This is a genomic window from Streptomyces sp. SPB162 (genome assembly GCF_029504575.1).
Lineage (GTDB): Bacteria > Actinomycetota > Actinomycetes > Streptomycetales > Streptomycetaceae > Actinacidiphila.
Genome location: NZ_JAQFII010000001.1, coordinates 1,472,823 through 1,495,834, shown reverse-complemented (window position 1 = coordinate 1,495,834; position 23,012 = coordinate 1,472,823). Strand labels below are relative to the sequence as shown.

Genomic DNA, 23,012 nt, shown 5'->3' with positions numbered 1-23,012 from the left:
CCGGCGTTGGCATGTGCCGCCGGACAGGGCAGTATCAGCCTGTGGCTGAGCTCATCACGATCGACGACCCGGACGACCCGCGCCTTCACGACTACGTGGCCCTGACCGACGTCGAGTTGCGCCGCCGCCGTGAGCCCGCCGAAGGGCTGTTCATCGCGGAGGGCGAGAAGGTGATCCGGCGTGCCCGGCACGCCGGGTACCGTATGCGGTCCATGCTGCTGTCGGCCAAGTGGGTCGACGTCATGCGGGACGTCATCGACGAGGTGCCGGCGCCGGTGTACGCGGTGAGCCCGGAGCTCGCCGAGCAGGTCACCGGCTATCACGTGCACCGCGGCGCGCTCGCGTCCATGGGCCGCAAGCCACTGCCGGAGGCGGACGAGCTGCTGGGAACCGCCCGCCGCATCGTCGTCATGGAGTCCGTGAACGACCACACCAACATCGGCGCGATCTTCCGCAGCGCCGCGGCGCTCGGCATGGACGCCGTGCTGCTCTCCCCGGACTGCGCCGACCCGCTCTACCGACGCTCCGTCAAGGTCTCCATGGGCGCGGTCTTCTCAGTGCCCTACGCCCGCCTCGACAGCTGGCCCCGCGACCTGGAGACGGTGCGCGAGGCCGGCTTCAAGCTGCTCGCCCTCACCCCGGCCGACAAGGCCACCGACATCGACGAGGCCGCCCCGCACCGGCTGGAACGGGTAGCCCTGCTCCTCGGAGCGGAAGGCGACGGCCTCTCCACCCAGGCCCTGGTCGCCGCCGACGAATGGGTCCGCATCCCCATGGCCCACGGCGTGGACTCCCTGAACGTCGGCGCGGCGGCGGCTGTCGCCTTCTACGCAGTGGCTTCCGGCCGCCCCCAGAGCTGAGAAGCGCCCGCACCAGTCGGCCCCGAGGCGTCCATCCGGGCGCGGGCCCCACGGCGTAACACCCCCACCTGTCGACACGGCGGACGGCCCGGCGCCCTGCCGTCTGCGGGCGCCCGTCCGACCGGAGGGGACGCGGCGGGGTGCCCCCGCAGGCGACGAGAATCCACGACCGTCACTGTGCGGACGGCCCGCGGGTTCGAGCGCCGAGGAGGTGCCCCGTCGCGTCCCCGACCCGGCAACGACGGTCCGCACGTCCACCGGCCGGTGGGCGCGAAGACACCGCACCCTCCAGCCGGAGGCGCCCGTCAGCCGGAAGCCGACGGCAGGTCCACCAGTTCGGCGAGAGCCGCCCGGTGCCGCCCCGGCGTCCCCAGCGCGATCTCGTCGGCCTTGGCGCGCTTGAGGTAGAGGTGGACGGGGTGTTCCCACGTCATCCCGATGCCGCCGTGCAGCTGGACGCACTCCTCCGCCGCGTGCACGGCGGTCGTGGCGCAGTGCGCCTGGGCGACGGCCACCGCCACCGCCACGTCGGACCCGTCGGACCCGTCGGACCCCGACGCCAGGGCGTCAGCGGCGTTGCGCGCGGCGGCGCGGGCCGAGACGACCTCCAGCCAGAGGTCGGCGAGCCGGTGCTTGAGCGACTGGAAGGAACCGACGGGACGGCCGAACTGGTGCCGCTCCTTCAGGTAGCGCACGGTCTCGTCGAGGCACCACTGGGCGATGCCCAGCTGCTCGGAGGCGAGCAGGCCCGCCCCGGTGAGCAGCGCCGTGTGCAGCGCTCGGGCAGCAGAGTCGGGACCGACGACCAATCGGGCGGCAACCGCGTCGAAGGCGAGATCCGCGATCGGCCGCGTCAGATCGAGCGACACCGGCACCTCGATGCCGACCCCGGACGCGTCGGCCGCGACCTCGTAGAGCCCCGGCTCCCCGTCGGGACCGACAGCCGGCACGACGAGCACGTCCGCGGCCGAGGCGTCGGCGACGCTGGTGATCCGGCCGCTCAGCGTGCCGTCCGCCGCGACCCGGACGCCCGAAGGGAACGCCGCGCCGGGCGCGGTCGGCAGCGCCACGGCCAGCGCCGCGGTCGCCTCGCCGGAGGCGAGCCGCTTCAGCAGCGGCCCCGCCGCCGCGGGCGCTGCCAGCAGCGCCGAGGTGGCGAGCACCGCGCTGCCGAGGAACGGCACCGGGGCCACCGAGCCGCCGAGTTCCTCCAGGACCACCGCGGCCTCGCGGGCGGACGCCCCCTGGCCGCCGAACTCCTCCGGGACGAGCAGCCCCGCGACGCCGATCTCCGCGGCCAGCGTGCGCCACAGCTCCAGGTCGTACGGGGTGCCGCTCTCGATCCGGGCGAGGATCGAGGTCGGCGGGCAGCGGTCCGCCAGCAGGCCGCGCACGGCGGACCGCAGGTCGTCCTCGACGTCGGAGTACAGCAGGTCAGGGGTCGCGGGCTGCGACGACGGCTGATTCATCGGGGGAGGTCCTTCCAGGCGGCGTCCTTGTCGGTGCGGGGCTCGGACGGCAGGCCGAGCACCCGCTCGGAGACGATGTTGCGCAGGATCTCGGACGTGCCGCCCTCGATCGAGTTGCCCTTGGCGCGCAGGTAGCGGTAGCCCGCGTCCCGTCCGAAGAAGTCCACGGTCTCGGGCCGGGTCATCGTCCAGTCGCCGTAGCGCAGTCCATCTTCGCCGAGGAGTTCCACCTCCAGGCCGCTGACCTGCTGGTTGAGCCGGGCGAAGGCGAGCTTCAGCCCGGAGCCCTCAGGGCCGGGCGCACCGACGGCGAGCTGCTGGCGGACCCGCTCGGCGGTGAGCCGGGAGACCTCGGAGTCCACCCACAGGCGCAGCAGCCGGTCGTGCAGGTCCGGGGTGCGCAGTTCGGGCCGCTCGCGCCAGGTGGCGGCGACGGTGCCGATCATGCCGCCCTCGCGCGGGATGGAGGCGCCGCCGATCGCGACCCGCTCGTTCATGAGCGTGGTCTGCGCCACCCGCCAGCCGTCACCGACGGCCCCGAGCCGGTGCGCGTCCGGGATCCGGACGTTCGTCAGGAAGACCTCGTTGAACTCGGCCTCGCCGGTGATCTGCCGCAGCGGGCGGACCTCGACGCCGGGGTCGGTCATGTCGCAGACGAAGTACGTGATGCCGCGGTGCTTGGGCAGGTCGGGGTCGGTGCGGGCGATGAGGATGGCCCAGCGAGCGCTGTGCGCGTTGGACGTCCAGACCTTCTGGCCCGTCACCAGCCAGTCGTCGCCGTCCCGTACCGCGCGGGTACCGAGCGAGGCCAGGTCGGAGCCGGCACCCGGTTCGCTGAAGAGCTGGCACCAGACCTCCTCACCGGTCCACAGCGGCCGCAGGAAGCGCGCCTTCTGCTCGTCGGTGCCGTAGGTCAGGACGGTCGGGGCCGCCATGCCCAGGCCGATGCCGATCCGCCGCGGCTCGTTGTCGGGCGCTCCGGCGGCCGTGAACTCGGCCTCCACGACGCCCTGCAGGGAGCGGCGGGAGCCGAGCCCGCCCAGACCCTCGGGGTAGTGCACCCAGGCCAGACCCGCGTCGAACCGCGCCCGCAGGAACGCGAGGCGGTCGGTGGAGGCGGGGTCGTTCGCGTCGAGCAGCGCCCGCACGCGGTGGCGCAGGCCCTCCTCGTCGGGGGTGCCCGCCGGTTCGGTCGTCATACGCCACGTCCTTCCCGCTCATCCATCTCATCGTGACTAAGCAAGCGCTTGGTAACGTAGTCGATGTGAGGGTGTCGACGCCAGACCCCTCCGGGGGGCGCCGCGGAAAAGCAGGCCGGCGCGGCAAGCGCCTGGCGCGGCCAAGCGCCCACACGGCAACGCAGCCGGCATGGCGGCCGAGCGCCCCACAGAACGGCGGGCCGGCGTGGCCACGCGCCCGGCGAGGCAGTGCCCGTACGGCCAGGCGCCCAGCGGGCCGGTACGGCCAAGCGGCCGGCGATCCGGTACGGCCAAGCGCCCAGCGGGCCGGTGCGGCCACCCGCCCCAGCGAGGCAGTGCCGGTACGGCCACGTGCCCAGCGGGCCGGTACGGCCAAGTGCCCGGTGATCCGGTGCAGCCAGGTGCCCGGCGAGGCAGTGCAGCCAGGTGCCCGGCGATCCGGTACGGCCAGGTGCCCAGCGGGCCGGTGCGGCCAGGCGCCCGGCGATCCGGTACGGCCAAGCGCCCAGCGGGCCGGTACGGCCACGCGCCCAGCGATCCGGTACGGCCAAGCGCCCAGCGGGCCGGTACGGCCAAGCGCCCGCAGCACAGCGGCACGGCAGGACAGCGACCCAGCGCAGCCGGAGCCCAGCCGATCAGCGCGGCCAGGCGCCCTGCGCGACCGCGATGCAGGCCGCGGCCAGCAGCGTCACGATCACGAACACGATGAGGCGCTGGCGCAGCAGCCGCCGGTCCGGGTGGCCGGGACGGCGCCCGGTGGGCGTGCGTGGCGCCGGGTTGCGCGGTGCGGGCGTGCGCTGCGCCGGAGGCCGCGGCACCGGTGTACGGCCGGTGTGCCGCGCGGTGGACGACGCGCCGCCCGCCGTGCGCCGCTCGGTGTGCTGCTGGGCGTACTCCTCGGCCCGCCGGCCGGTGGGCCGCTCCGGGCGCGGTCCTGCCGCCTTCGGCACCGCCTCGCGCCGCGGCGAGCCGAGCCCGCGCGCCTCGCGCGCCGCGATCTCCGCGAGCCGCTCGGAGAGCTGGACGGTGCTCGGCCGGTCCCCGGGATCCTTCGCGAGGCACGCGTAGACCAGCGGCGCGAGCGCGTCCGGCACGGCGCTCAGGTCCGGCTCCTCGTGCACCACCCGGTACAGCATCACCTCGGAGCTGCCCTGCCCGAACGGCGAGTCCGCGGTCGCCGCGTAGGCGAGGGTGGCGCCGAACGCGAAGACGTCGGTCGCCGGGGTGACGGCCGCGCCGCGCACCTGCTCGGGGGCGAGGAACCCGGGGGAGCCGACGGCCGTCCCCACATGCGTCAGGGTGCTCGCGCCCGTCGACCACGCGATCCCGAAGTCGATGATCCGCGGGCCCTTCGGCGACAGCAGGATGTTCGAGGGCTTCAGGTCGCGGTGGACCACCCCGGCCTCGTGCACCGCCACCAGGCCGTCGGCGAGCGCCGAGCCGATCGCGGCGACCTCGGACGCCGGCAGCGTCCCGCCCTCCGCGACCTTGTCGTGCAGCGAGGGTCCCGGCACGTACTGGGTGGCGAACCACGGCCGGTCCGCGTCCAGGTCGGCCGCCACCAGCCGCGCCGTGCAGCCGCCGCGGATCCTGCGCGCGGCCGAGACCTCACGGGCGAACCGCGAACGGAACTCCTGATCCTCCGCCAGTTCCGGCCGGATCACCTTCAACGCCACCCGCTGGCCGCGCTTGTCCGCGCCCAGGTAGACCACACCCATACCGCCGGCGCCCAGCCGCCGGTGCAGCCTGAACGAGCCGACGACACGCGGATCCTCGCGCCGGAGCCGCATCATCGCCATGTTCTTCCCCGCTGCCTGGCCAGTTGGACGTCCACAGCTTACGGACTGAACTCCCGGTGCGCCGATAGGCCGCGCATGCGCCGGACGGTGGATTGTCAGTGCCGGGTGGGATCCTTGAGAGGTGGGAACAGGCCGCTCCGAAGGCGTGGAAAGGCTGTGCCCGCACCGTCAACGGCCGCTCTGCCAAGGGGGAATGACGCCGTGAAAGGTGATCGCGTGGAGATAGTCGTGGATGCCGGGGACACCACCCGTACCTATGAGGTGGTGGCCACCAGGGCCGGCCGCCGGGTCGAGACCGCGGTGCGCCGCGGCGTGGTGGAAGTGAGTGAAGTCACCCGGAACGGCACCGTCGTACGCACCGCCCGCTTCATGTCCACCCGGGTGCTCGCCCTGGTGGAACAGCCCATTCCGAGGGACGACACCGAAGCCCAGCCATAGCCGGAGCCCCGCCGGGCGGCCCCTCCCTGGGTGGTACCTGGGGGAAGCCCCCTCCGGGATCACCCTGGGACCGGCGGCCCGGTGTCCACCCAAGGGAGTACCTCGGGCGGTCCCGCGTCATCCTCCCGGAGGCCCGCGAAGCGGTACGACGGCATGACGACCCGGCCGCGGCGCGTGCCTAATGTTGAAGTCAAGCGGCGGGCGTAGCACTCGTCCCCCGAGGTCAGACGCCCGCCGCTTGCCTGACCGACCAACCGACGTACCACCAGCGTGCACGACCGACACCTCAGGAGAGGGCCATGGCGAACACAGTGAGTCGCACGGTGCGCCCCATGCGCGGCAGCAGGATCGCCGCCTTCGGTACCCGCCCGTCCGGCACGCGCCATCCGCTGGTCGCAGCGGCCATGGTGCTGCCGCTCGCGGTGCTCCTCGCCCTGCTCTTCGGAGGATTCGACGCGGTGGTCACCCAAGCGTCGTCCGTAGCCGGGTTGATGGGTCGCTGATCCTCAGCGTCCCGTCGATCGGCCCCATGCCCGGAAGAGCGGTCCGGGCGGGGGAACCGGTTCGAAACCCCGTGGGGACGGGGGTGCGACGGACGGCCGTGATGCCCGGGTACCCGTGGTGGGCACCCGGGCATCGCGACGTCAAGGCCCGCGAGGGTGCTTGACTGCACGTATGACAGTGCCGGGGGAGGAGCCGGGGGACGAGCTGACCGCGGAGCTCGGCGCGCTCGCCGCGGGAATCTCCGGCATACCCGAGACCTCGGTGCTGGCCCACCGGCCCGACGGCACCGTGGTCCGCAGCGGTGCGTTCGTCGCCAAGGCCCACGCGCCCGACACCGATCGTGCGGCCCTCGCCGTCCGCCTCGCCGTCGCCGCGCACCGGCTGCTGCACGGCATCCTGCTCGCCCCGCTGCCAGGTCCCGCGACCGGCCCCCTGCTGCACGGCCGCCCGGTCACCGGCTGGCCGCTGGGCGAACCGGTGGACCGGGCGGAGCCCGGCAGCGCGCCCTGGGAGGACGCCGCCGTCCTCCTCGCCCGGCTGCACGCCGTCCCCCCGCACGCCCTGCCGTCTCCGCTGCCTCCGATGCGCGGCCCCGCCAAGGCGGCCCGCGCCGTCGCGCGGATGGCGACCGGCACCCCGTCGCCCGCCGCGGGCACCGTGCTGCGCGCCTGGCAGCGGCTGCCGGCCTGGGCCCGCGACGAGGCCCCGCAACCGCGGGCGGACACCCTCTGCCACGGCGATCTGCACCTCGGCCAGCTCGTCCGCCATCCCGTCCCCGGCGGCCCGTGGCGGCTCATCGACGTCGACGACATGGGGATCGGTGATCCCGCCTGGGACCTGGCCCGCCCCGCCATGTGGTTCGCGACCGGCCTGCTCGACCCGGACGCCTGGACGCGCTTCCTGGGCGCCTACCGGGAGGCGGGCGGCCGGGCGGTGCCCGCCGACGGCGACCCCTGGCCGTCCCTGGATGTGCCGGCCCGCGCCCTGACCGTCCAGTCGGCCGCCCTGGCGGTGGTGCGCGCAGCCCGCGAGGGCCGCCCCCTGGACGAGGTCGAACAGGACCTCACCGCTGCCTGCGCCCGGATCGCCGACGTATCGTGAACCCAGCTCCGCCGGACGGGCGTTCCGGCGGCGAATCACCGCAAATCGAGGAGTTGAGCCGGAGATGCACTGTCCCAAGTGCCAGGGCCCGATGCAGACGTTCAATCGCAACGGTGTCCAGATCGAGCAATGCGGCAACTGCCGGGGGATCTTCCTGGACTACGGCGAGTTGGAGGCCCTCACCCGCGTCGAAGGCCAGTGGAGCCAGCCGGTCGCGCCGCCGCAGCAGCAGGGTTACCCGGCCCAGCAGCCCTACCCGGCGCCGCAGGCGTACCCCGCGGGTCCCGCCTGGGGCGCCCCGCAGCACGGCGGCCACGGCGGCCACCACGGCCACCACCAGAAGCACCGCAGCTTCGGGCACATGCTCTTCTCGTCCTGATCCCGGAGTGATCCCGGAGTGATCCCGGACGCGGGAACGACCGAGGGCCGGAGCGATGATCGCTCCGGCCCTCGGTCATGACGTGTGCGCGATACTGGGATTGAACCAGTGACCTCTTCCGTGTCAGGGAAGCGCTCTCCCGCTGAGCTAATCGCGCGGGACCACTACAACTGCTGCCGTACACGTGCTGCTGTGCTGCGTGCGCGATACTGGGATTGAACCAGTGACCTCTTCCGTGTCAGGGAAGCGCTCTCCCGCTGAGCTAATCGCGCGGGACCACTACGACTACTGCCGTACACGTGCTGCTGTGCTGCGTGCGCGATACTGGGATTGAACCAGTGACCTCTTCCGTGTCAGGGAAGCGCTCTCCCGCTGAGCTAATCGCGCGTGAGGTGGAGACGGGATTTGAACCCGTGTAGACGGCTTTGCAGGCCGTTGCCTCGCCTCTCGGCCACTCCACCAACATCGCGAGGGACGGGAATCCCCCACGCCGAGCGGACGACGAGATTCGAACTCGCGACCCTCACCTTGGCAAGGTGATGCTCTACCACTGAGCCACGTCCGCAGGTGTCGTAGCTCCGGGGCGCTTCCGCGTCCCGGCGACGTGTTGAACTCTAGCGGATTCCCCGGCCAGCTCAAAAACCGGTTTCCGCAGCGTGCCGGGCTGCTGACCAGCGAATGACCAGCGGGGCGCCGCGACGGGCGCCGCTCTAGACTCGGGCCCACCCCTTCGGACCGACCCTGGAAGCACTGTGCGAGACCTCGTCCCGATGGCCCGCTTCGGCGGCCTCGTCGCCTCCGACCTGCGAGATGTCACCAGCGATCTTGCCGCGCTCGACTCCGCCGGCTTCTGGGCGGTCTCCGCGGACTTCGAGGGACGGGTGCTGTGCGCGCGCTTCGGAGACGTCCGCCCGGCGCCGCGGACGGCCCCCGAACGCTGGCGCGGACCGGACGCCGCGGCATGGACCTCCTCGCTGGACCGGGACGCCTACATCGCCGGTGTCCGCCGCATACGCGAGTACATCGCGACCGGAGACGTCTACCAGGCGAACCTCTGCCGGGTGCTGTCCGCGCCGCTGCCCGACCCCGCCCGGTCCGACGTCGACGCGCTCGCCACGGTGCTCGCCCACGGCAATCCCGCACCGTACGCCGGCACCATCCGGCTCCCGGCGCACGGGGTGGAGATCGCCACGGCGTCCCCCGAGCTCTATCTGCGCCGTGATCGCTCCCTCGTCGAATCCGGCCCGATCAAGGGCACCGGGCGTACGGAGGCGGACCTGCTGCCCAAGGACCACGCCGAGAACGTGATGATCGTGGACCTGGTCCGCAACGACCTGGGACGGGTCTGCGCCACCGGCTCGGTCACCGTCCCCGAGCTGTGCGCGGTCGAGAAGCACCCCGGCCTGGTCCACCTCGTCTCCACCGTGCGGGGCGAGCTGCGCCGGGACACCGGCTGGGCCGGGCTGTTCGCCGCCACCTTCCCGCCCGGTTCGGTCACCGGCGCCCCCAAGTCCAGCGCACTGCGGATCATCGCCGAGCTGGAGACGGCGCCGCGCGGCCCCTACTGCGGGGGCGTGGGCTGGGTCGACGCCGACCGCGGCACCGGTGAACTGGCCGTGGGCATCAGGACGTTCTGGCTCGACCGCACCGGCCCGGCCGCGACGCTGCGCTTCGGCACGGGGGCGGGTATCACGTGGGGCTCCGACCCCGTGCGGGAGTGGGAGGAGACCGAGCTGAAGGCGTCCCGGCTGCTGGCGGTAGCGTCGGGGGAACATCAGGGACACGAAGGGATCACACGTTGAGGATCTGGGTCGATGGCACGCTGCGGAACGCCGACGACGCCACGGTGTCGGTGCTCGACCACGGACTCACCGTGGGCGACGGCGTCTTCGAGACGCTGAAGACCGTCGAGGGCGCGGCCTTCGCGACCACCCGCCACCTGGACCGGCTGACCCGGTCCGCGCGCGGTCTCGGCCTGCCCGACCCGGACCTCGACGAGGTGCGCAGGGGCTGCGAGGCGGTCCTGGCGGCCAACCCGGCACCCCTCGGCCGGCTCAGGATCACCTACACCGGCGGTATCTCCCCGCTCGGCTCCGACCGGGGCGACGCGGGCCCCACCCTGGTCATCGCCCTCGGCGCGGCCTCCGTCCGGCCGGACACCACCGCCGTGGTCACGGTGCCGTGGACGCGCAACGAGCGGGGCGCGCTCAGCGGCCTGAAGACCACCTCCTACGGCGAGAACGTCGTGGCCCTGGCCCGCGCCCACGCGCAGGGCGCCTCCGAAGCCCTCTTCGGCAACACCGTCGGGCGCCTCTGCGAAGGCACCGGCTCCAACGTCTTCGTCGTGCTCGGCGGGCAGCTGCTCACCCCGCCGCTCTCCTCCGGCTGCCTGGCGGGCATCACCCGCGAACTGGTCGCCGAGTGGAGCGGGGCCCAGGAGGCGGATCTGCCGCTCGAAGCGCTCGACGAGGCCGAGGAGATCTTCCTGACGTCCACCCTCCGCGACGTCCAGGCCGTACGGCTGGTCGACGGGCGGGAAGTGCCGGGAGCGCCGGGCCCGGTCACCGCCAAGGCGATGCGGGTCTTCGCGGAACGGGCCGGAGCCGACCTGAATCCGTGACGTGGCACCGAGGATTGGGTAGAACTGGCCTCAGTCCGAACGGGGGAGTTCCGAACGGGGGAGACGCCATGACAACCACCCTGCGACCCGATCAGCCGGAGCGGCACGGAACGGGCGGCGCGCGTTCGCGCCGCTACACGGTATGCGTCAACAGCAGACCGGTCGGCGGGATCGAGCTCTCCGCCGGGCTGCGGTTCGGCGTCATGGCCGGCCGGATCACCGCACTGGAGATCCACGAGGCGGACCGGCGGCGCGGCCGCGCCACGGTCGCCGCGCTCGCCGCCGAGGAGGTGCTCCGCGGCTGGGGCTGCGACGAGGTGCAGGTGGACCTCGCGGGGGACGCCACCCCCGCGCAGCGGCTCGCGGAGACCCTCGGCTACACCGAGCGCAACCGCAACATGGCCAAGCCGCTGTCCGGTCCGGCCCCGGAACTGCCCGCGGGCAGCACCGTCCGGCCGATGACCGAGGCGGAGTACGAGGTCTGGAACGAGCACCAGACGATCGGCTACGTGGAAGGCCTGGTGGCGCGCGGCGTCCCGTTCGCCCAGGCCTCCGCCCAGGCCGAGACGGAGCACGGCGCGATCCTGCCCGACGGACCCCGCACCGCGGGCACCCTGCTGCTGACCCTGGTCCACGGGCGCCGGGACGTCGGCATCCTGTGGTTGCGGCTGCGGGACGCGGCCGACCCGGCCGTACCGGCGTGGGTCTACTCCGTCGAGGTGGGCGAGGAGCACCGCGGCCAGGGGCACGGCCGCACCCTGATGCTCGTCGCGGAACGGGAGTGCCTGGACGCCGGGGTCACCGACCTGGGCCTGAACGTCTTCGGCGGCAACACGCCGGCGTTGCGGTTGTACGAGTCCCTGAGGTACGCGACCACGCGCCGGTACCTGTTCAAGCGGCTGCTCTGACCCAGGTCGCGCCCATCCGGCCGGCAGCGGGTCATCCGGCCAGCAGCCGGTCCGCGATCTCCTCGATCCGCGCGCGCAGTCCCTCCTGGCTCTTGCCGCCGTCGAGCCGCTGCCCGTCGATCACGTACGTCGGCGTGCCCGTGACACCGATCGCCCGGCCCTCGGCCTCGTCGGCGTCGACGATCAGCATGTGCCGTCCGTCGATGAGCGCGGTGTCCAGCTCCTCCGCGTCCAGCCCCAGCTCGCGGGCCACCTCGACGAGGACTTCCTCGCCGCGCTCGCCGAGCTCCTTCGTCCGCGCGAGCACCGCCTCGGTGTACGGCCAGCCCTGCCCCTGCGCCCAGGCCTCCTCGGCCGCCTGGGCGGCCGCGAGGGCGTGCCGGTGCTTCTCCAGCGGGAAGTGCCGCAGCTGGATGTCGAGCGTGTCGCCGTAGCGGGCGCGCAGGGCCCGTACGTCGTCGAGGGCGGTGCGGCAGTCGGGGCACTGCAACTCGCACCAGACTTCCAGGACGGCGCGGGCGGCGGTCGGAGGAGTGACGTCGTTCATGCGGCCCAGTCTCGCACCTGGGGAGGAGCCCTCCCCCGAGATCACCCTGAGACGGGCCCCGGGACGTGGCCTCCGGCTTCGTGACGGGTGCACGATGGATGCGGGAACCTCAGACCCCGAGGACCCCGAAGACACAGCCGCAGGAGTACAGGATCAGGAGCACTGGATGCTGACCGTGACCGTATGCGTCGCCCTGTCCGCGGCGGGCCTGGCGATCGCGATGCTGACCGCGTACCGCCGGCGGTACCTCGCGGCCGTCCGCACCGCCGCGTTCGCCCTGCTGCCGGTGGGCCTGTACATGACGGGCCTGGTGACGCTTGGCCGGAAGGTCGGCACGGCCACCGGGAGCTGGGCCGCGGACCTGGTCTTCAAGCCCTCGGTGTGGGTGGGTTTCGGGGTGCTCGCGGTCTCCGCGGCGCTCTACACGGTGACGCGCTTCGCCGCCGGACGCGACGGCGGCCGCAGCCGCCGCGAGCGGAAGGCCGCCGCCGGCGCCGCGGGCGCCCCGGCGGTGGCCCCCGGTGCCGACCGGCCCTCGCTGCCCACGGGCCGCAAGCCCGCGGCCAAGCCCAAGGCTTCGGCCGACGGCGGACTGTCCGACTTCTCGGACGTCGAGGAGATCCTCAAGCGGCGCGGTATCTGACCTGCCGACGGGTTTCGGAACGCAGAACCACCCCTGAGAGTTCGCGTCTTGGGCGCGGCGGGACGGGGTGCTGCGTCATCATCGCGGTGTGCTGCGATCTTCCGGGGGGTCACCCCCGTGCCCAAGGCCGACATCCGAGGCCGAGAGGCCGGCCCCCGGAGACATCCCGCGGCCGAGGACGGGTGCCGACGAGGGCGCCGACCGAGGCGCCGACGAACCCAAGGGGTGTCTGTTCGCGCTCTCCCAACCGCCGCTGATGCTCTTCCTGTGCGTGATCGCGGGGCTCATCGGGTTCGGGGCGCTCTACGACATCGTCATGCTGTGACGCGCGCCGCCTGACCCCTGGACCTGGGTCGTGTCGTCAAACGGGCGGTGTCCGCCCGAAGGGCGGGCCCGGCGGCGTCTGGCGCGTGCGATCGCACGGCGGAGGCTCGCCCTGTACTGGACGTACCGAGGCGAGCCCGATAACTGGGGGCACGCCCAGCGGTGGCTGGGGGAGAGCGTGCGTGCCAGGCGTCGCCGGGCAGGCGCCAGTTTGAAGACGCGACCCAGTGCTCTGGCCGGAGCACTAGCGGTTGGCCTCGCGCCGGCGTGCCCGGTACGCGGCGACGTGCAGCCGGTTTCCGCAGGTGCGGCTGTCGCAGTAGCGCCGTGAGCGGTTGCGCGACAGGTCGACGAAGGCCCGGCGGCAGGCCGGGGCGTCGCAGCGCCGCAGCCGCTCGCACTCGCCGGCGACGACCAGGAACGTCAGCGCCATGCCGCCGTCGGCGGCCAGGTGGTCGGAGAGCGACGCGCCCGGTGCGAAGTAGTGCACGTGCCAGTCGTGGCCGTCGTGGTCGGTCAGCCGCGGGGTGGTCCCGGCCTCGGCGACCATCGAGTTGAGCAGGGTGGCCGCCGCCTGGACGCTGGGGGCGCAGAAGACCTGCGCGAACCGCTCCCGCACCCGGCGCACGGCGGCGAGGTCGCTCTCGCCGAGCCGTCCCACCTCGCTCACGCGGTGCTCCTCGACGAACGCGCGCAGCGCGGCGACGTCGTGCAGGCCCTCCCGGCCCTCGCTCTCCGGGGAGGTGTTGATCAGGTCCACCACGCAGTCGAGTGCGTACCTGGTGTCATGGTTGACCAACACGGAATCGCTCCTGGCCGGTGAGGGGGCGGGCGGATGCGTTCCGGCGACTCTAGCGCGCGAGAGCCACCGCCGTGGGAGTCGTGCTCCGCGGCGGTGGCTCTGGGAAGCGCTTGCCAGGCTTCGTACGGCTGGTCGGGTCCGGGCCATGCCCCCGAGTAGGACGGCCCGGACGGCTTATGGGCTGGGGTCAGCTCTCCGCGAGGATGTGGGAGAGCTCGGTGTCCAGATCGAAGTGACGATGCTCGGTGCCCGGGGGCACGGCGGCGTCGGTCCGCTTGAGGAACGACTCCAGTGCCCGCGCCGGGGCTTCGAGCAGCGCCTCCCCCTCTGGGGAGCTGAGGGCGATGCACACGACGCCCTGGCCATGACTGCGGGACGGCCAGACCCGGACGTCTCCGGTGCCGGTAGGCCGGTGCAGGCCCTCGGCGAGAAGATCGCGGGCAAACACCCATTCGACCGTCTCTTCGGCACCAGTGTGGAATGTGGCGTGCACGGCATAGGGATCGGCCGTGTCGTACCGCAGGCCTGCGGGTACAGGCAGTGAGGATTCGCTCGACACAACGAGGCGCAGGTGCAGCTCGCAGCTGACCGTGGTGTTCATAAGCGCCAGGGCCTTTCGCTCAGTGTGCGCTCGGGGATTCGCACGTCGGCGAAATCGACATGCCACCTGCAGGGACGTTGTAAACCCCTCTGACTGGTTTGTGAGGCTTCTGGTACCTCGTCCGGCCCAGTACTTTTACGGTGTCGAAGGCCATTCCGGTGATCTCCGCGCGTCGGGTAAGTTTGGTGTCATGACTGCGGAGAGTGACGAAATTCAGGAGGAGGAGGCCGCCGTGGACCGGGGGCTCGGTTCCAGGGCTCCTGCATTCATCAGGAAATCCCGGGGACTGCACCTCAGCTGGCAGGTGGGGGTCTTCATCGTCGGGCTGGCCGTGGTGGCGGCAGGCGTGGTGATGCTGCCGCTGCCCGGCCCCGGCTGGCTGGTGATCTTCGGCGGCATGGCGATCTGGGCCACCGAGTTCGTCTGGGCGCAGCTGGTGCTGCGCTGGACGAAGCGCAAGGTGACCGAGGCGGCGCAGCGCGCGCTCGACCCCAAGGTGCGGCGGCGCAACATCATCCTGACGACCGTCGGACTCGTGATCATCGCCGCACTGGCCGGCTACTACGTCTGGCGGTTCGGATTCGAGATGCCGTGGCGGATCAGCTGATCCGCGGGTGGTCCCGGGCACCGTCTGAGGTGCGGTAACGTTGTCCCCGCACGAGGGCGATTAGCTCAGTGGGAGAGCACTTCGTTCACACCGAAGGGGTCACTGGTTCGAACCCAGTATCGCCCACCCCGACCGGAGGCCCGGAAGCCGAGAAGCTTCCGGGCCTTCGGCGTTTCCGGAACCGGGTACCGGGAGCCCGCCGTAGAGCCCACACTGGCCCGATGGACTGGAGCCGCTACCGCTTCCGCAACAGCTGGCGCCTCGATGCCCGGCCCGAAGCCGTCCACGCCGTCCTCGAACGCCTCGACGAGTACCCGCTCTGGTGGCGGCAGGTGCGCGAGGTGCGGCGCACCAGCGGCACCACCGGCACCCTCCGGTTCCGTTCGGTGCTCCCCTACGACCTGGTGGTCGACGCGCGCGAGTCGCGCCACGACGACGCCGCGGGGGTGCTGGAGGTGGCCATGACCGGCGACCTGGAGGGTTGGGTCCGCTGGACGGTGACGGCCGACGGCGACGGCACGCGGCTGCTCTTCGAGGAGGACGTGGTCGTCCGCAAGCCCCTGATGCGCCGCCTCGCGGTGCCGTGCCGGCCGTTCTTCCGGGCCAACCACGCGCTCATGATGCGCCAGGGACGGCGCGGGCTGCGGGGCCTGCTGGCAGCCGGCCCGGCCGGCAATGGCGTTTGAACGGACGGCCCCGCGCCCTGTATTGTTCGGAACGTCCCGGGCGATTAGCTCAGCGGGAGAGCACTTCGTTCACACCGAAGGGGTCACTGGTTCGATCCCAGTATCGCCCACAGCATCGCAGCCGGCCGGTCCTTCAGGACCGGCCGGTTTCGTGCGTCCGGGCCGGCTGTGCGTCCGCGTCCGGCCGTGCGTCCACGTCCGGGCCGGCGCATGCACGGGCTCAGGCGGCCGGGGGTCGGGCGCGCTGTGCGGGGATCATCGGTGCGGGGCGCAGCGGCCAGGACGGGTCGCAGCGTTCCGGCGAACCGTTCCTGGCGAAGTAGGCCTGCAGGCCGCGGGCTTGGCCCGCGTGCCAGGCCGTCTGGCGCTCGTGCAGCTCGGCGGGGCCGAACTCGGCGAGCCGCTCCGCGAAGCGGCGGCCTATGGCCCGGGCCAGGTCCAGGGACGCGGTCGCGTCCGCCGCGGCGTCGTGCGCGGCCGACAGTTCGACGCCGTAGTGCGCGCACAGGTCGGTGAGGGTGCGCCGGCCCTTGCGGTAGCGGTCCAGCGCCTTGTCGAGCACCCGGGGGTCCAGGACGCACAGCGGCGCCCCGTCGAGTCGGCCGCTCAGCGTCGTGCCGCGGTGCCGCTTCAACTCCCGGTCCAGCAGTGTGAGGTCGAACGGCGCGTTCATCACCACCAGCGGCACGGACAGGGCCGCCCGCCCGGCCAGCGCCCGCGCGATCTCCTCCATGACGGGACCGGGACGGCGGCCGTGCCGCCGCAGGAAGGCGTCGCTGAGTCCGTGTATGGCCCGCGCGCCGTCCGGCACGGGTACGCCCGGGTCCACCAGCCAGCGCAGGACGCGGGGTTCGGCCCCGGGGGCGTCCTGTTCGACGAGGGCCCCGGAGACTATGCGGTCGTGCTCCACGTCCACGCCGGTGGTCTCGGTGTCGAAGGAGGCCAGTGGTCCGTCGTACCAGCGAGGCATGGCGTACTCCCAAGGATGTCGGGGAGGTTGACGGGCGGTCAGGCGTGCCGCCGTTGTGCGGTATGTACCCGTAACCCCGGGTTACTGAACCGCGACTGTTTGCGACGCTCCGCTGGTGGAGAAGACACGGGAGACGGATACGTACCGGAGCGCGTAGTGACACACGCACTGACGACGCACGGCCCGGAAGGCACGGAAGGCACGGAAGAGCGATGGCGCTGACGCAGCCCGCCCCGGGCGAGCCGACGGCCGAGCGGGCGGCACCGCTCAGAGGAGGGCTCGCCACCACCAGTTGCATGGAGACCTTGCAGGTGGGGTACTTGCACGCGGTCGCGGCGGCGGCCGGTTGCTCACTGGCCCAGCCCTTCCCGGACAACGGCATCGACTGGCACCTCAGCCACAGTTCGCGCGCGCACGCCGTCGATGACGAGGTGACGATAAAGGTGCAGCTCAAGTGCACCTACCAGGTCGCCCCGCGGCCGCCGGGGCCGTCCTTCGGCTTCACGTTGGAGAACGAGCACCTGGTGAAGTTGGCCAGGACCCCGGCGTCGGTGCACAAGATCCTGGTGGTGATGCTCGTGCCGCGCACGCAGGACGACTGGCTGGCGGCCGGGCACGACCGGCTGGAACTGCGGCACTGCTGCTACTGGACGAACCTGGCCGGTGTCGCCGTGACCGGAAAGCGCAAGACCACAGTGCGGATACCGACCGCGCGGATCTTCGACGACCGAGCGCTGTGCCAGATCATGGCGCGGGTCGGGGCGGGAGGAAGACCGTGATGTACCGGCCCACCGACACCGACGAGCCCGCCCTGCCCGACCCCGAGCGGGTCGACCCGGCGGTGCTGACCGCGCTGCTCGCGCGGCACGGCTGGGAGCGGCGCGGCGGCGCCCCCGGCCGCTACAGCCGCTGGACCCCGCCCGGCGGCGCCGGCCGCCTCCCGCACCTCCAGGGCTCCGCGGCGGACGCCGGCCCGACGGCGGGCAGCGGCACCAGCCTGCTCGTCCCCGAGGGCCGCCCGCGCCGCGGCCGGGCCACGGACGCCGGCTACGCGGACCACACCGACCTGCTCGGTGAGGCGCTCACCGCCCTCGCCCGCTCCGCGGCCCCGTCCGCCCGCGAGGTGCTGCTCGCCCTCACCGTCCCCGGCGACGAGATCCGCTGGCGGCGCGACGTGCCGCGGGTCGGCGACGCGGTGCCGTGGACCACGGCGGAGCAGCTGCGGGCCGGCGCCCGGGCGATGCTGCTGGCCGCCGCCCGCGGCGCCCGGCAGGCCGCCGGGTACTTCGGCGAGCGGCACGGGCCGCACGCCGCCGGGTTCCTGGAGCAGGTCCTGGTCGGGCCGGTGACCGGCGGCCACCTGCTCACCGCGTACACCCCCGTTCCCGACGGCCGGCCGGTGACCTCGACCCTGCTGCGCGCCCTGCAGGCGGCCAGGGACGCCGTGGACTTCCAGCGCGCCACCGGTGGGATGGAGGCGTTCGACGCCGCGGTCGACCTCGGGGTCTGCCACGAGCTGGCCGAGGCCCTGGTCCGGCTGGTGCGCGGCACCGAGGGCATGGAGGTGGCCTTCGCCTGGTCGCCGGCGGCGGCCGGGCCGCCCGGCGGCTTCGGCGGCCGCCCCGAGCCGGTGGAGTTCTCGCCCGGCGACCTGCCGGCCCTGGAGGCGGCGAGCGCCCGCTACCTGCGCCGCGAACCGTCGATCCCGGTCCGGGTGACGGGCACCGTCGTCCGGCTGCGCCGGCCCACCCCGTCCGGCGGCGGCTCGGTCCGGCTCCGCGTCCTCGCGGGTGCCGACGTCCGCCAGGTCCGGGTCCGGCTGGACGAGGCGGCGTACCGCATAGCCGCCCACGCCCACCTGGTCGGGCTGCCGATCCGGGTCAGCGGGCAACTGGAGAGCCGGGGCGGCTTCCGCCGGCTCACCGAGGCCGTCGGCGTCACGCCGGTCCAGGTGGACGAGGCCGAGCGGGACCGGCTGCTGAAGTCGCTGCACGGCGGGGTCGACACCTTCGAGGACGCCTGCGGCGGGGACTCCTGACGCGGACCGGCCCGGCGGCCGCCCCCGTCCACCCCCGCGGAGCGGATCGCGCTTCGCGGCGCACCCGCCGGGCTCGGTACGATTCACCCGTGCGGCATCCGCCGCCGTGCGGTATTGAGTCATGGGAGAGAACCGGTGTCTGACGTCCGAGTGATCATCATTCGCGATTCCGTTGAGCGGGAAGAGCGGGTGGTCACGACCGGGACGACCGCCGGCGAGCTCTTCGACGGCGACCGCAGCATCGTGGCCGCGCGCGTCGCCGGTGCGCTCAAAGACCTGGCGTACCCGGTCGCCGACGGCGACGAGGTCGAAGCCGTCCCCCTGACCAGCGAGGACGGGCTGAACATCCTGCGGCACTCCGCCGCGCACGTGATGGCCCAGGCCGTGCAGGAGCTGTTCCCGTCGGCGAAGCTCGGCATCGGCCCGCCCATCAAGGACGGCTTCTACTACGACTTCGACGTCGAGACCCCCTTCACCCCGGAGGATCTCAAGAGCATCGAGAAGAAGATGCAGGAGATCCAGAAGCGCGGCCAGCGCTTCTCGCGCCGCGTGGTGACCGACGACGAGGCGCGCACCGAGCTGGCGGCCGAGCCGTACAAGCTGGAGCTGATCGGCCTCAAGGGCTCCGCCTCCTCCGACGACGGCGCGGACGTGGAGGTCGGCGCGGGCGAGCTGACGATCTACGACAACATCGACAGCAGGACCGGCGACCTGTGCTGGAAGGACCTCTGCCGTGGTCCGCACCTGCCCAGCACCCGGCTCATCCCCGCCTTCAAGCTGATGCGCAGCGCCGCCGCGTACTGGCGCGGCAGCGAGAAGAACAAGCAGCTGCAGCGCATCTACGGCACCGCGTGGCCGTCGAAGGACGAGCTGAAGGCGTACCTGGAGTTCCTCGCCGAGGCCGAGAAGCGCGACCACCGCAAGCTCGGCTCCGAGCTGGACCTCTTCTCGATCCCCGAGGAGATCGGCTCGGGCCTGGCGGTCTTCCACCCGCGCGGCGGCATCATCCGCCGGGTCATGGAGGACTACTCGCGCAGGCGGCACGAGCAGGAGGGGGTACGAGTTCGTCTACACCCCGCACGCCACCAAGGGCGCGCTCTTCGAGAAGAGCGGGCACCTGGACTGGTACGCGGACGGCATGTACCCGCCCATGCAGCTCGACGAGGGCACGGACTACTACCTCAAGCCCATGAACTGCCCGATGCACAACCTGATCTTCGACGCCCGGGGCCGGTCCTACCGCGAACTGCCGCTGCGGCTCTTCGAGTTCGGCACCGTGTACCGGTACGAGAAGTCCGGCGTCGTGCACGGCCTGACCCGCGCCCGCGGCTTCACCCAGGACGACGCGCACATCTACTGCACCAAGGAGCAGATGGCGGACGAGCTCGACTCGACCCTCACCTTCGTGCTGAACCTGCTGCGCGACTACGGCCTGGAGGACTTCTACCTGGAGCTCTCGACCAAGGACCCGGAGAAGTTCATCGGGTCGGACGAGAACTGGGACGAGGCCACCGAGACGCTGCGCAAGGCCGCCGAGAAGCAGGGCCTCGAACTGGTCATGGACCCGGGCGGCGCCGCCTTCTACGGCCCGAAGATCTCCGTTCAGGCGCGCGACGCCATCGGCAGGACCTGGCAGATGTCGACCATCCAGGTCGACTTCAACCTGCCGGAGCGCTTCGACCTGGAGTACACCTCGCCCGACGGCTCCAAGCAGCGTCCGGTGATGATCCACCGTGCCCTCTTCGGCTCGATCGAGCGGTTCTTCGCCGTGCTGCTGGAGCACTACGCGGGCGCGTTCCCGGCCTGGCTGGCGCCGGTGCAGGCGACCTGCATCCCGATCGGCGACGCGCACATCCCGTACCTGCAGGAGTTCGCCGCCAAGGCGAAGGCGCTCGGGCTGCGGGTCGACGTGGACGCGTCCTCGGACCGGATGCAGAAGAAGATCCGCAACGCCCAGAAGGCCAAGGTGCCCTTCATGATCATCGCCGGTGACGAGGACATGGCGGCCGGCGCGGTGTCCTTCCGCTACCGCGACGGCTCGCAGAAGAACGGCGTGCCGGTCGACGAGGCCATCGCCGAGATCGCCAAGGCCGTCGAGGACCGCGTCCAGGTCTGACGCACGGCGTACGCGGGCCCCCGGAGCGTGTGCTCCGGGGGCCTTCGCGCGCTGCCGTGCCCGGCTACCGGCACACCGCGGACGTAACCGCCCCTGCGACACGCGGCGCGGACCGAAGTCCTATGCTGATCGGCATGACGAGTGAGCCGGAGCAGCAGATCGGAGTGGGTACGCAGGACGCGTTCCAGCGCCTGTGGACCCCGCACCGGATGGCGTACATCCAGGGCGAGAACAAGCCGACCGGCCCGGAGGCCGGCGACGGATGTCCGTTCTGCTCGATCCCGTCCACATCCGACGAGGACGGCCTGATCATCGCGCGGGGCGAGCACGTCTACGCGGTGCTCAACCTCTACCCGTACAACGGCGGCCACCTGATGGTGGTCCCGTACCGGCACGTCGCGGACTACACCGAGCTGGACCTCGCGGAGACCGCGGAGCTGGCGGAACTGACCAAGCGCGCGATGCGGGCGCTGCGCACCGCGTCGGGGGCGCACGGCTTCAACATCGGCATGAACCAGGGCGGGGCGGCGGGCGCGGGCATCGCGGCCCATCTGCACCAGCATGTGGTGCCGCGCTGGGGCGGCGACACCAACTTCATGCCGATCGTCGGCCACACCCGCGTCCTGCCCCAACTGCTGGCCGACACCCGCAAGATGCTCGCGGACGTCTGGCCGAAGGACTAAGGGCTCAGGGCCGGAAGAGCCGGGCCCCTCCGGGCCCGGCTCCCACGATCCGCCGGAAGGGCGTCACGCGTCGTACACGTCCGCCTTGCGCGGTTCCGCGCCCTGGACCAGGCCGCTCAGCATCAGCGAGCGGCTGGTGAAGTGCGAGACGTCCACGCCGTTCTCCTTCATGACGCTGATCGCCGCCGCGTGTACCGCCCGCAGCACCGGGGTCGCGGCGCGCAGTGCGTCATCGGCCATGAAGCGGTGCTTCCACGGCTTGTCCGCCCAGGTGTGCCGCAGGCCGAACGGCTCGGGCAGCGAGAGCGTGCCGCCGAGGTGGTCCAGCACGCTGGGGAAGCGGGTGAGCGGCGCGCGGGCCGCCAGCCGGACCACCTCGCCGGGGTGGATCAGCGGGAGCTGCACCGTCCGGGTCTCCCAGAACTTGACCGGGTGGGAGACGGTCTTGGAGTTGGGGGCGGGCGCGGCGGTGAAGATGGGGTGCACGGGGCCCAGCGCGTGGCCGGTCACCTCGACCCGCAGGGTGTGCGCCAGCACGGTCACGGTGACCATCAGGCTGATCACCAGCTGGCCGTCCCACAGGACGAACTGGATGCCCAGGTAGTGCCGGTTGCCCTTGCCGAACTGCTGGGTGTTACAGATCCGCTGGATCTCGAAGTCCTTGACGGTGAACGCCTCGACCTCGGCCCCGGTGGGCCGGGAGATGGTCTTGGCGTTCTCCCCGGTCGGGGCGACGACCCAGTGCCGTATCGACGCCTTGGGGAAGCCCCCGGTGTGCAGCGGGCCGCGCTCCAGCATCCGCAGTCTGTCGTGGATGGCGCGCACCACGTCCCAGCTGCGGAACGGGTGGATCTCGGCGAGCCCGTCGCGCGGTACCAGTTCCTCGGCCATCTGCCAGCTGCCCCAGCGGGTGCCCATGCCCAGTATTCCCTTGGGGCCGGCGTAGAAGATCACGTTGCTGTTCTGCTCGGCGGAGAGCTTGGCCAGGCTCTGCCGCAGGGTCTCGGCCCGGACCTGGTTGGGGTTTCGGGGGACGGCCTCCGGGATCTTGGCCCCGACGCCGCTGCCGGAGACCAGGCCGGCCCAGCGTTCGCGCAGGTCCTGCGCGGTCTTCTCGCAGATGCGCTTGGCGATGAACCAGCCCAGCACCGGCACGAGCATCATGAAGCGGAGGTACTGGCGCCAGAAGCCGGTCAGCGGCGGCCGCAGCAGGAGCAGCAGGGCGAACGCGACGACGACCAGCAGGATGACCCCGCCCAGCGGGCCGGCCTTCGAGCCCTGCACCTTCGCCAGTGACCTGCGCAGCTGGAACGCGCCGAGCCAGACCAACACCCCGGGCAGGAACAGCAGCCCGAAGACGGCCATCACGATCGTCAGTTTGTTGTCGCGCTCCTGGCGGATGCGGTTCGCGGCGAGGCAGTGCTCGACCACGGACTGGGGCTCGGCGCCGAAGGACTGGACGAGTTCCCCGCGCGCCGCGCCGAGCATCCGCACCTGGACGGAACGGGCGAACGCCTCACCGAGGTTGGGCTCGAACAGGGAGAGCCGGGGAGGCGTGAAGACCGCGTCCTCGTTGGCCTTCCTGAGGTCCTCGACCGGGGAGTCCCGATAGGCCGCGGACGACAGGGCCTGGGTCGCGGCGGTGCCGCCTTCCGTACCGATCAGCGGGACCTGCGCCCCGGGGCTGAAGTCGAACCCCTTGCCGTCTGCCACTACCG

23 protein-coding genes, 7 tRNA genes and 1 pseudogene are annotated in these 23,012 nt (G+C 72.5%); 18 read left to right on the top strand and 13 right to left on the bottom strand.

Annotation, left to right across the window (positions count from 1 at the left end; translation table 11 throughout):
* Positions 1 to 41 precede the first annotated feature (41 nt).
* Positions 42 to 860 carry an RNA methyltransferase gene (locus tag M2266_RS06955; protein ID WP_277437355.1) on the top strand — a complete coding sequence of 273 codons (819 nt, stop codon included), beginning with the start codon at positions 42 to 44 and terminating at the stop codon, positions 858 to 860.
* A gap of 305 nt (positions 861 to 1,165) precedes the next feature.
* On the opposite strand, the gene M2266_RS06950 is transcribed toward M2266_RS06955, so the two are convergent.
* The 3 genes from M2266_RS06950 to M2266_RS06940 form a co-directional block, all read right to left on the bottom strand.
* Positions 1,166 to 2,329, bottom strand: coding sequence for an acyl-CoA dehydrogenase family protein (locus M2266_RS06950; protein WP_277437354.1), 1,164 nt, complete (start codon positions 2,327 to 2,329; stop codon positions 1,166 to 1,168).
* On the bottom strand, positions 2,326 to 3,528 hold the full coding sequence (locus M2266_RS06945; RefSeq protein WP_277437353.1) for an acyl-CoA dehydrogenase family protein: 1,203 nt from the start codon (positions 3,526 to 3,528) through the stop codon (positions 2,326 to 2,328). Before M2266_RS06945 ends, M2266_RS06950 begins: the two co-directional genes overlap by 4 nt.
* 635 nt (positions 3,529 to 4,163) lie before the next feature.
* On the bottom strand, positions 4,164 to 5,327 hold the full coding sequence (locus M2266_RS06940; RefSeq protein WP_277437352.1) for a serine/threonine-protein kinase: 1,164 nt from the start codon (positions 5,325 to 5,327) through the stop codon (positions 4,164 to 4,166).
* A 201-nt stretch (positions 5,328 to 5,528) separates the two neighbouring features.
* On the opposite strand from M2266_RS06940, the gene M2266_RS06935 reads away from it, so the two are divergent.
* The 4 genes from M2266_RS06935 to M2266_RS06920 all read left to right on the top strand — a co-directional run bounded on the left by M2266_RS06935 (position 5,529) and on the right by M2266_RS06920 (position 7,749).
* Positions 5,529 to 5,765 carry a hypothetical protein gene (locus M2266_RS06935; RefSeq protein WP_277437351.1) on the top strand — a complete coding sequence of 79 codons (237 nt, stop codon included), beginning with the start codon at positions 5,529 to 5,531 and terminating at the stop codon, positions 5,763 to 5,765.
* Positions 5,766 to 6,064: 299 nt separating this feature from the next.
* Positions 6,065 to 6,268: a hypothetical protein gene (locus M2266_RS06930; RefSeq protein ID WP_277437350.1), complete on the top strand. Its 204-nt coding sequence runs from the start codon at positions 6,065 to 6,067 to the stop codon at positions 6,266 to 6,268.
* A 172-nt stretch (positions 6,269 to 6,440) separates the two neighbouring features.
* Positions 6,441 to 7,370, top strand: a complete 930-nt coding sequence (locus M2266_RS06925; RefSeq protein ID WP_277437349.1) for an aminoglycoside phosphotransferase family protein — start codon at positions 6,441 to 6,443, stop codon at positions 7,368 to 7,370.
* A gap of 64 nt (positions 7,371 to 7,434) precedes the next feature.
* Positions 7,435 to 7,749 (top strand): zf-TFIIB domain-containing protein, encoded by a 315-nt coding sequence (locus M2266_RS06920; RefSeq protein WP_277437348.1) that lies wholly within the window; start codon positions 7,435 to 7,437, stop codon positions 7,747 to 7,749.
* Positions 7,750 to 7,834: 85 nt separating this feature from the next.
* Here M2266_RS06920 and M2266_RS06915 read toward each other — a convergent pair.
* The 5 genes from M2266_RS06915 to M2266_RS06895 all read right to left on the bottom strand — a co-directional run bounded on the left by M2266_RS06915 (position 7,835) and on the right by M2266_RS06895 (position 8,314).
* Positions 7,835 to 7,906, bottom strand: a tRNA-Val gene (locus M2266_RS06915).
* A 43-nt stretch (positions 7,907 to 7,949) separates the two neighbouring features.
* A tRNA-Val gene (locus tag M2266_RS06910) sits at positions 7,950 to 8,021 on the bottom strand.
* A 43-nt stretch (positions 8,022 to 8,064) separates the two neighbouring features.
* Positions 8,065 to 8,136: transfer RNA gene (locus tag M2266_RS06905), tRNA-Val, on the bottom strand.
* A gap of 3 nt (positions 8,137 to 8,139) precedes the next feature.
* Positions 8,140 to 8,210 (bottom strand) — tRNA-Cys (locus M2266_RS06900).
* Positions 8,211 to 8,242: 32 nt separating this feature from the next.
* A tRNA-Gly gene (locus M2266_RS06895) sits at positions 8,243 to 8,314 on the bottom strand.
* 187 nt (positions 8,315 to 8,501) lie between these two features.
* Between M2266_RS06895 and M2266_RS06890 the strand changes: the two genes are divergently transcribed.
* From M2266_RS06890 to M2266_RS06880, 3 genes are all read left to right on the top strand, one after another.
* Positions 8,502 to 9,551 (top strand): chorismate-binding protein, encoded by a 1,050-nt coding sequence (locus M2266_RS06890; RefSeq protein ID WP_277437347.1) that lies wholly within the window; start codon positions 8,502 to 8,504, stop codon positions 9,549 to 9,551.
* Entirely contained in the window at positions 9,548 to 10,369 is an 822-nt protein-coding gene (locus tag M2266_RS06885) for an aminodeoxychorismate lyase (protein WP_277437346.1), read from the top strand. The genes M2266_RS06890 and M2266_RS06885 overlap by 4 nt, the downstream gene beginning before the upstream one ends.
* Positions 10,370 to 10,437: 68 nt before the next feature.
* A complete protein-coding gene (locus tag M2266_RS06880) occupies positions 10,438 to 11,277 on the top strand; it encodes a GNAT family N-acetyltransferase (protein ID WP_277437345.1) in 840 nt (279 codons plus the stop codon).
* Positions 11,278 to 11,308: 31 nt separating this feature from the next.
* Here M2266_RS06880 and M2266_RS06875 read toward each other — a convergent pair whose 3' ends face one another.
* Complete coding sequence (locus M2266_RS06875; RefSeq protein ID WP_277437344.1) at positions 11,309 to 11,824, bottom strand: DsbA family protein; 516 nt, start codon at positions 11,822 to 11,824, stop codon at positions 11,309 to 11,311.
* 166 nt (positions 11,825 to 11,990) lie between these two features.
* On the opposite strand from M2266_RS06875, the gene M2266_RS06870 reads away from it, so the two are divergent.
* Positions 11,991 to 12,467 carry a hypothetical protein gene (locus M2266_RS06870; protein WP_277437343.1) on the top strand — a complete coding sequence of 159 codons (477 nt, stop codon included), beginning with the start codon at positions 11,991 to 11,993 and terminating at the stop codon, positions 12,465 to 12,467.
* An 88-nt stretch (positions 12,468 to 12,555) separates the two neighbouring features.
* Entirely contained in the window at positions 12,556 to 12,792 is a 237-nt protein-coding gene (locus tag M2266_RS06865; protein ID WP_277441424.1) for a hypothetical protein, read from the top strand.
* A 243-nt stretch (positions 12,793 to 13,035) separates the two neighbouring features.
* On the opposite strand, the gene M2266_RS06860 is transcribed toward M2266_RS06865, so the two are convergent.
* Positions 13,036 to 13,593, bottom strand: a complete 558-nt coding sequence (locus tag M2266_RS06860) for a CGNR zinc finger domain-containing protein (protein ID WP_277437342.1) — start codon at positions 13,591 to 13,593, stop codon at positions 13,036 to 13,038.
* Between the two features lie 187 nt (positions 13,594 to 13,780).
* Positions 13,781 to 14,194 (bottom strand): SsgA family sporulation/cell division regulator, encoded by a 414-nt coding sequence (locus tag M2266_RS06855; protein WP_003959770.1) that lies wholly within the window; start codon positions 14,192 to 14,194, stop codon positions 13,781 to 13,783.
* A gap of 190 nt (positions 14,195 to 14,384) precedes the next feature.
* Between M2266_RS06855 and M2266_RS06850 the strand changes: the two genes are divergently transcribed.
* The 4 genes from M2266_RS06850 to M2266_RS06835 all read left to right on the top strand — a co-directional run bounded on the left by M2266_RS06850 (position 14,385) and on the right by M2266_RS06835 (position 15,597).
* The gene (locus tag M2266_RS06850; protein ID WP_277437341.1) at positions 14,385 to 14,801 is read left to right on the top strand and encodes a TIGR02611 family protein; all 417 of its coding nucleotides are present in this window, start codon (positions 14,385 to 14,387) and stop codon (positions 14,799 to 14,801) included.
* 54 nt (positions 14,802 to 14,855) lie between these two features.
* Positions 14,856 to 14,927, top strand: a tRNA-Val gene (locus M2266_RS06845).
* Positions 14,928 to 15,022: 95 nt separating this feature from the next.
* On the top strand, positions 15,023 to 15,487 hold the full coding sequence (locus M2266_RS06840) for an SRPBCC family protein (RefSeq protein WP_277437340.1): 465 nt from the start codon (positions 15,023 to 15,025) through the stop codon (positions 15,485 to 15,487).
* A 38-nt stretch (positions 15,488 to 15,525) separates the two neighbouring features.
* Positions 15,526 to 15,597, top strand: a tRNA-Val gene (locus M2266_RS06835).
* 110 nt (positions 15,598 to 15,707) lie between these two features.
* Here M2266_RS06835 and M2266_RS06830 read toward each other — a convergent pair.
* Entirely contained in the window at positions 15,708 to 16,457 is a 750-nt protein-coding gene (locus M2266_RS06830) for an exonuclease domain-containing protein (RefSeq protein ID WP_277437339.1), read from the bottom strand.
* A 212-nt stretch (positions 16,458 to 16,669) separates the two neighbouring features.
* On the opposite strand from M2266_RS06830, the gene M2266_RS06825 reads away from it, so the two are divergent.
* The 4 genes and pseudogenes from M2266_RS06825 (at position 16,670) to M2266_RS06810 (ending at position 21,294) form a co-directional block, all read left to right on the top strand.
* Positions 16,670 to 17,236 carry a DUF4365 domain-containing protein gene (locus tag M2266_RS06825; RefSeq protein ID WP_277437338.1) on the top strand — a complete coding sequence of 189 codons (567 nt, stop codon included), beginning with the start codon at positions 16,670 to 16,672 and terminating at the stop codon, positions 17,234 to 17,236.
* Positions 17,236 to 18,495 (top strand): hypothetical protein, encoded by a 1,260-nt coding sequence (locus M2266_RS06820; protein WP_277437337.1) that lies wholly within the window; start codon positions 17,236 to 17,238, stop codon positions 18,493 to 18,495. The genes M2266_RS06825 and M2266_RS06820 overlap by 1 nt, the downstream gene beginning before the upstream one ends.
* Positions 18,496 to 18,630: 135 nt before the next feature.
* A pseudogene (gene thrS / locus M2266_RS06815) lies at positions 18,631 to 20,611 on the top strand (threonine--tRNA ligase).
* 122 nt (positions 20,612 to 20,733) lie between these two features.
* The gene (locus M2266_RS06810) at positions 20,734 to 21,294 is read left to right on the top strand and encodes an HIT domain-containing protein (RefSeq protein ID WP_277437336.1); all 561 of its coding nucleotides are present in this window, start codon (positions 20,734 to 20,736) and stop codon (positions 21,292 to 21,294) included.
* A 63-nt stretch (positions 21,295 to 21,357) separates the two neighbouring features.
* Here the strand turns inward: M2266_RS06810 and M2266_RS06805 are convergent, their stop codons facing one another.
* Positions 21,358 to 23,007 (bottom strand): hypothetical protein, encoded by a 1,650-nt coding sequence (locus tag M2266_RS06805; protein WP_277437335.1) that lies wholly within the window; start codon positions 23,005 to 23,007, stop codon positions 21,358 to 21,360.
* Positions 23,008 to 23,012 lie beyond the last annotated feature (5 nt).

Excerpts from the sequence above, each read along its gene's own strand:
- M2266_RS06920 (WP_277437348.1), top strand. The coding sequence starts at position 7,435 with ATGCACTGTCCCAAGTGCCAGGGCCCGATGCAGACGTTCAATCGCAAC.
- M2266_RS06810 (WP_277437336.1), top strand. The coding sequence starts at position 20,734 with ATGCTGATCGGCATGACGAGTGAGCCGGAGCAGCAGATCGGAGTGGGT.
- M2266_RS06840 (WP_277437340.1), top strand. The coding sequence starts at position 15,023 with ATGGACTGGAGCCGCTACCGCTTCCGCAACAGCTGGCGCCTCGATGCC.
- M2266_RS06875 (WP_277437344.1), bottom strand. The coding sequence starts at position 11,824 with ATGAACGACGTCACTCCTCCGACCGCCGCCCGCGCCGTCCTGGAAGTC.
- M2266_RS06940 (WP_277437352.1), bottom strand. The coding sequence starts at position 5,327 with ATGGCGATGATGCGGCTCCGGCGCGAGGATCCGCGTGTCGTCGGCTCG.
- M2266_RS06830 (WP_277437339.1), bottom strand. The coding sequence starts at position 16,457 with ATGCCTCGCTGGTACGACGGACCACTGGCCTCCTTCGACACCGAGACC.
- M2266_RS06950 (WP_277437354.1), bottom strand. The coding sequence starts at position 2,329 with ATGAATCAGCCGTCGTCGCAGCCCGCGACCCCTGACCTGCTGTACTCC.
- M2266_RS06820 (WP_277437337.1), top strand. The coding sequence starts at position 17,236 with ATGTACCGGCCCACCGACACCGACGAGCCCGCCCTGCCCGACCCCGAG.
- M2266_RS06870 (WP_277437343.1), top strand. The coding sequence starts at position 11,991 with ATGCTGACCGTGACCGTATGCGTCGCCCTGTCCGCGGCGGGCCTGGCG.
- M2266_RS06880 (WP_277437345.1), top strand. The coding sequence starts at position 10,438 with ATGACAACCACCCTGCGACCCGATCAGCCGGAGCGGCACGGAACGGGC.
- M2266_RS06850 (WP_277437341.1), top strand. The coding sequence starts at position 14,385 with ATGACTGCGGAGAGTGACGAAATTCAGGAGGAGGAGGCCGCCGTGGAC.
- M2266_RS06930 (WP_277437350.1), top strand. The coding sequence starts at position 6,065 with ATGGCGAACACAGTGAGTCGCACGGTGCGCCCCATGCGCGGCAGCAGG.
- M2266_RS06925 (WP_277437349.1), top strand. The coding sequence starts at position 6,441 with ATGACAGTGCCGGGGGAGGAGCCGGGGGACGAGCTGACCGCGGAGCTC.
- M2266_RS06945 (WP_277437353.1), bottom strand. The coding sequence starts at position 3,528 with ATGACGACCGAACCGGCGGGCACCCCCGACGAGGAGGGCCTGCGCCAC.
- M2266_RS06825 (WP_277437338.1), top strand. The coding sequence starts at position 16,670 with ATGGCGCTGACGCAGCCCGCCCCGGGCGAGCCGACGGCCGAGCGGGCG.
- M2266_RS06855 (WP_003959770.1), bottom strand. The coding sequence starts at position 14,194 with ATGAACACCACGGTCAGCTGCGAGCTGCACCTGCGCCTCGTTGTGTCG.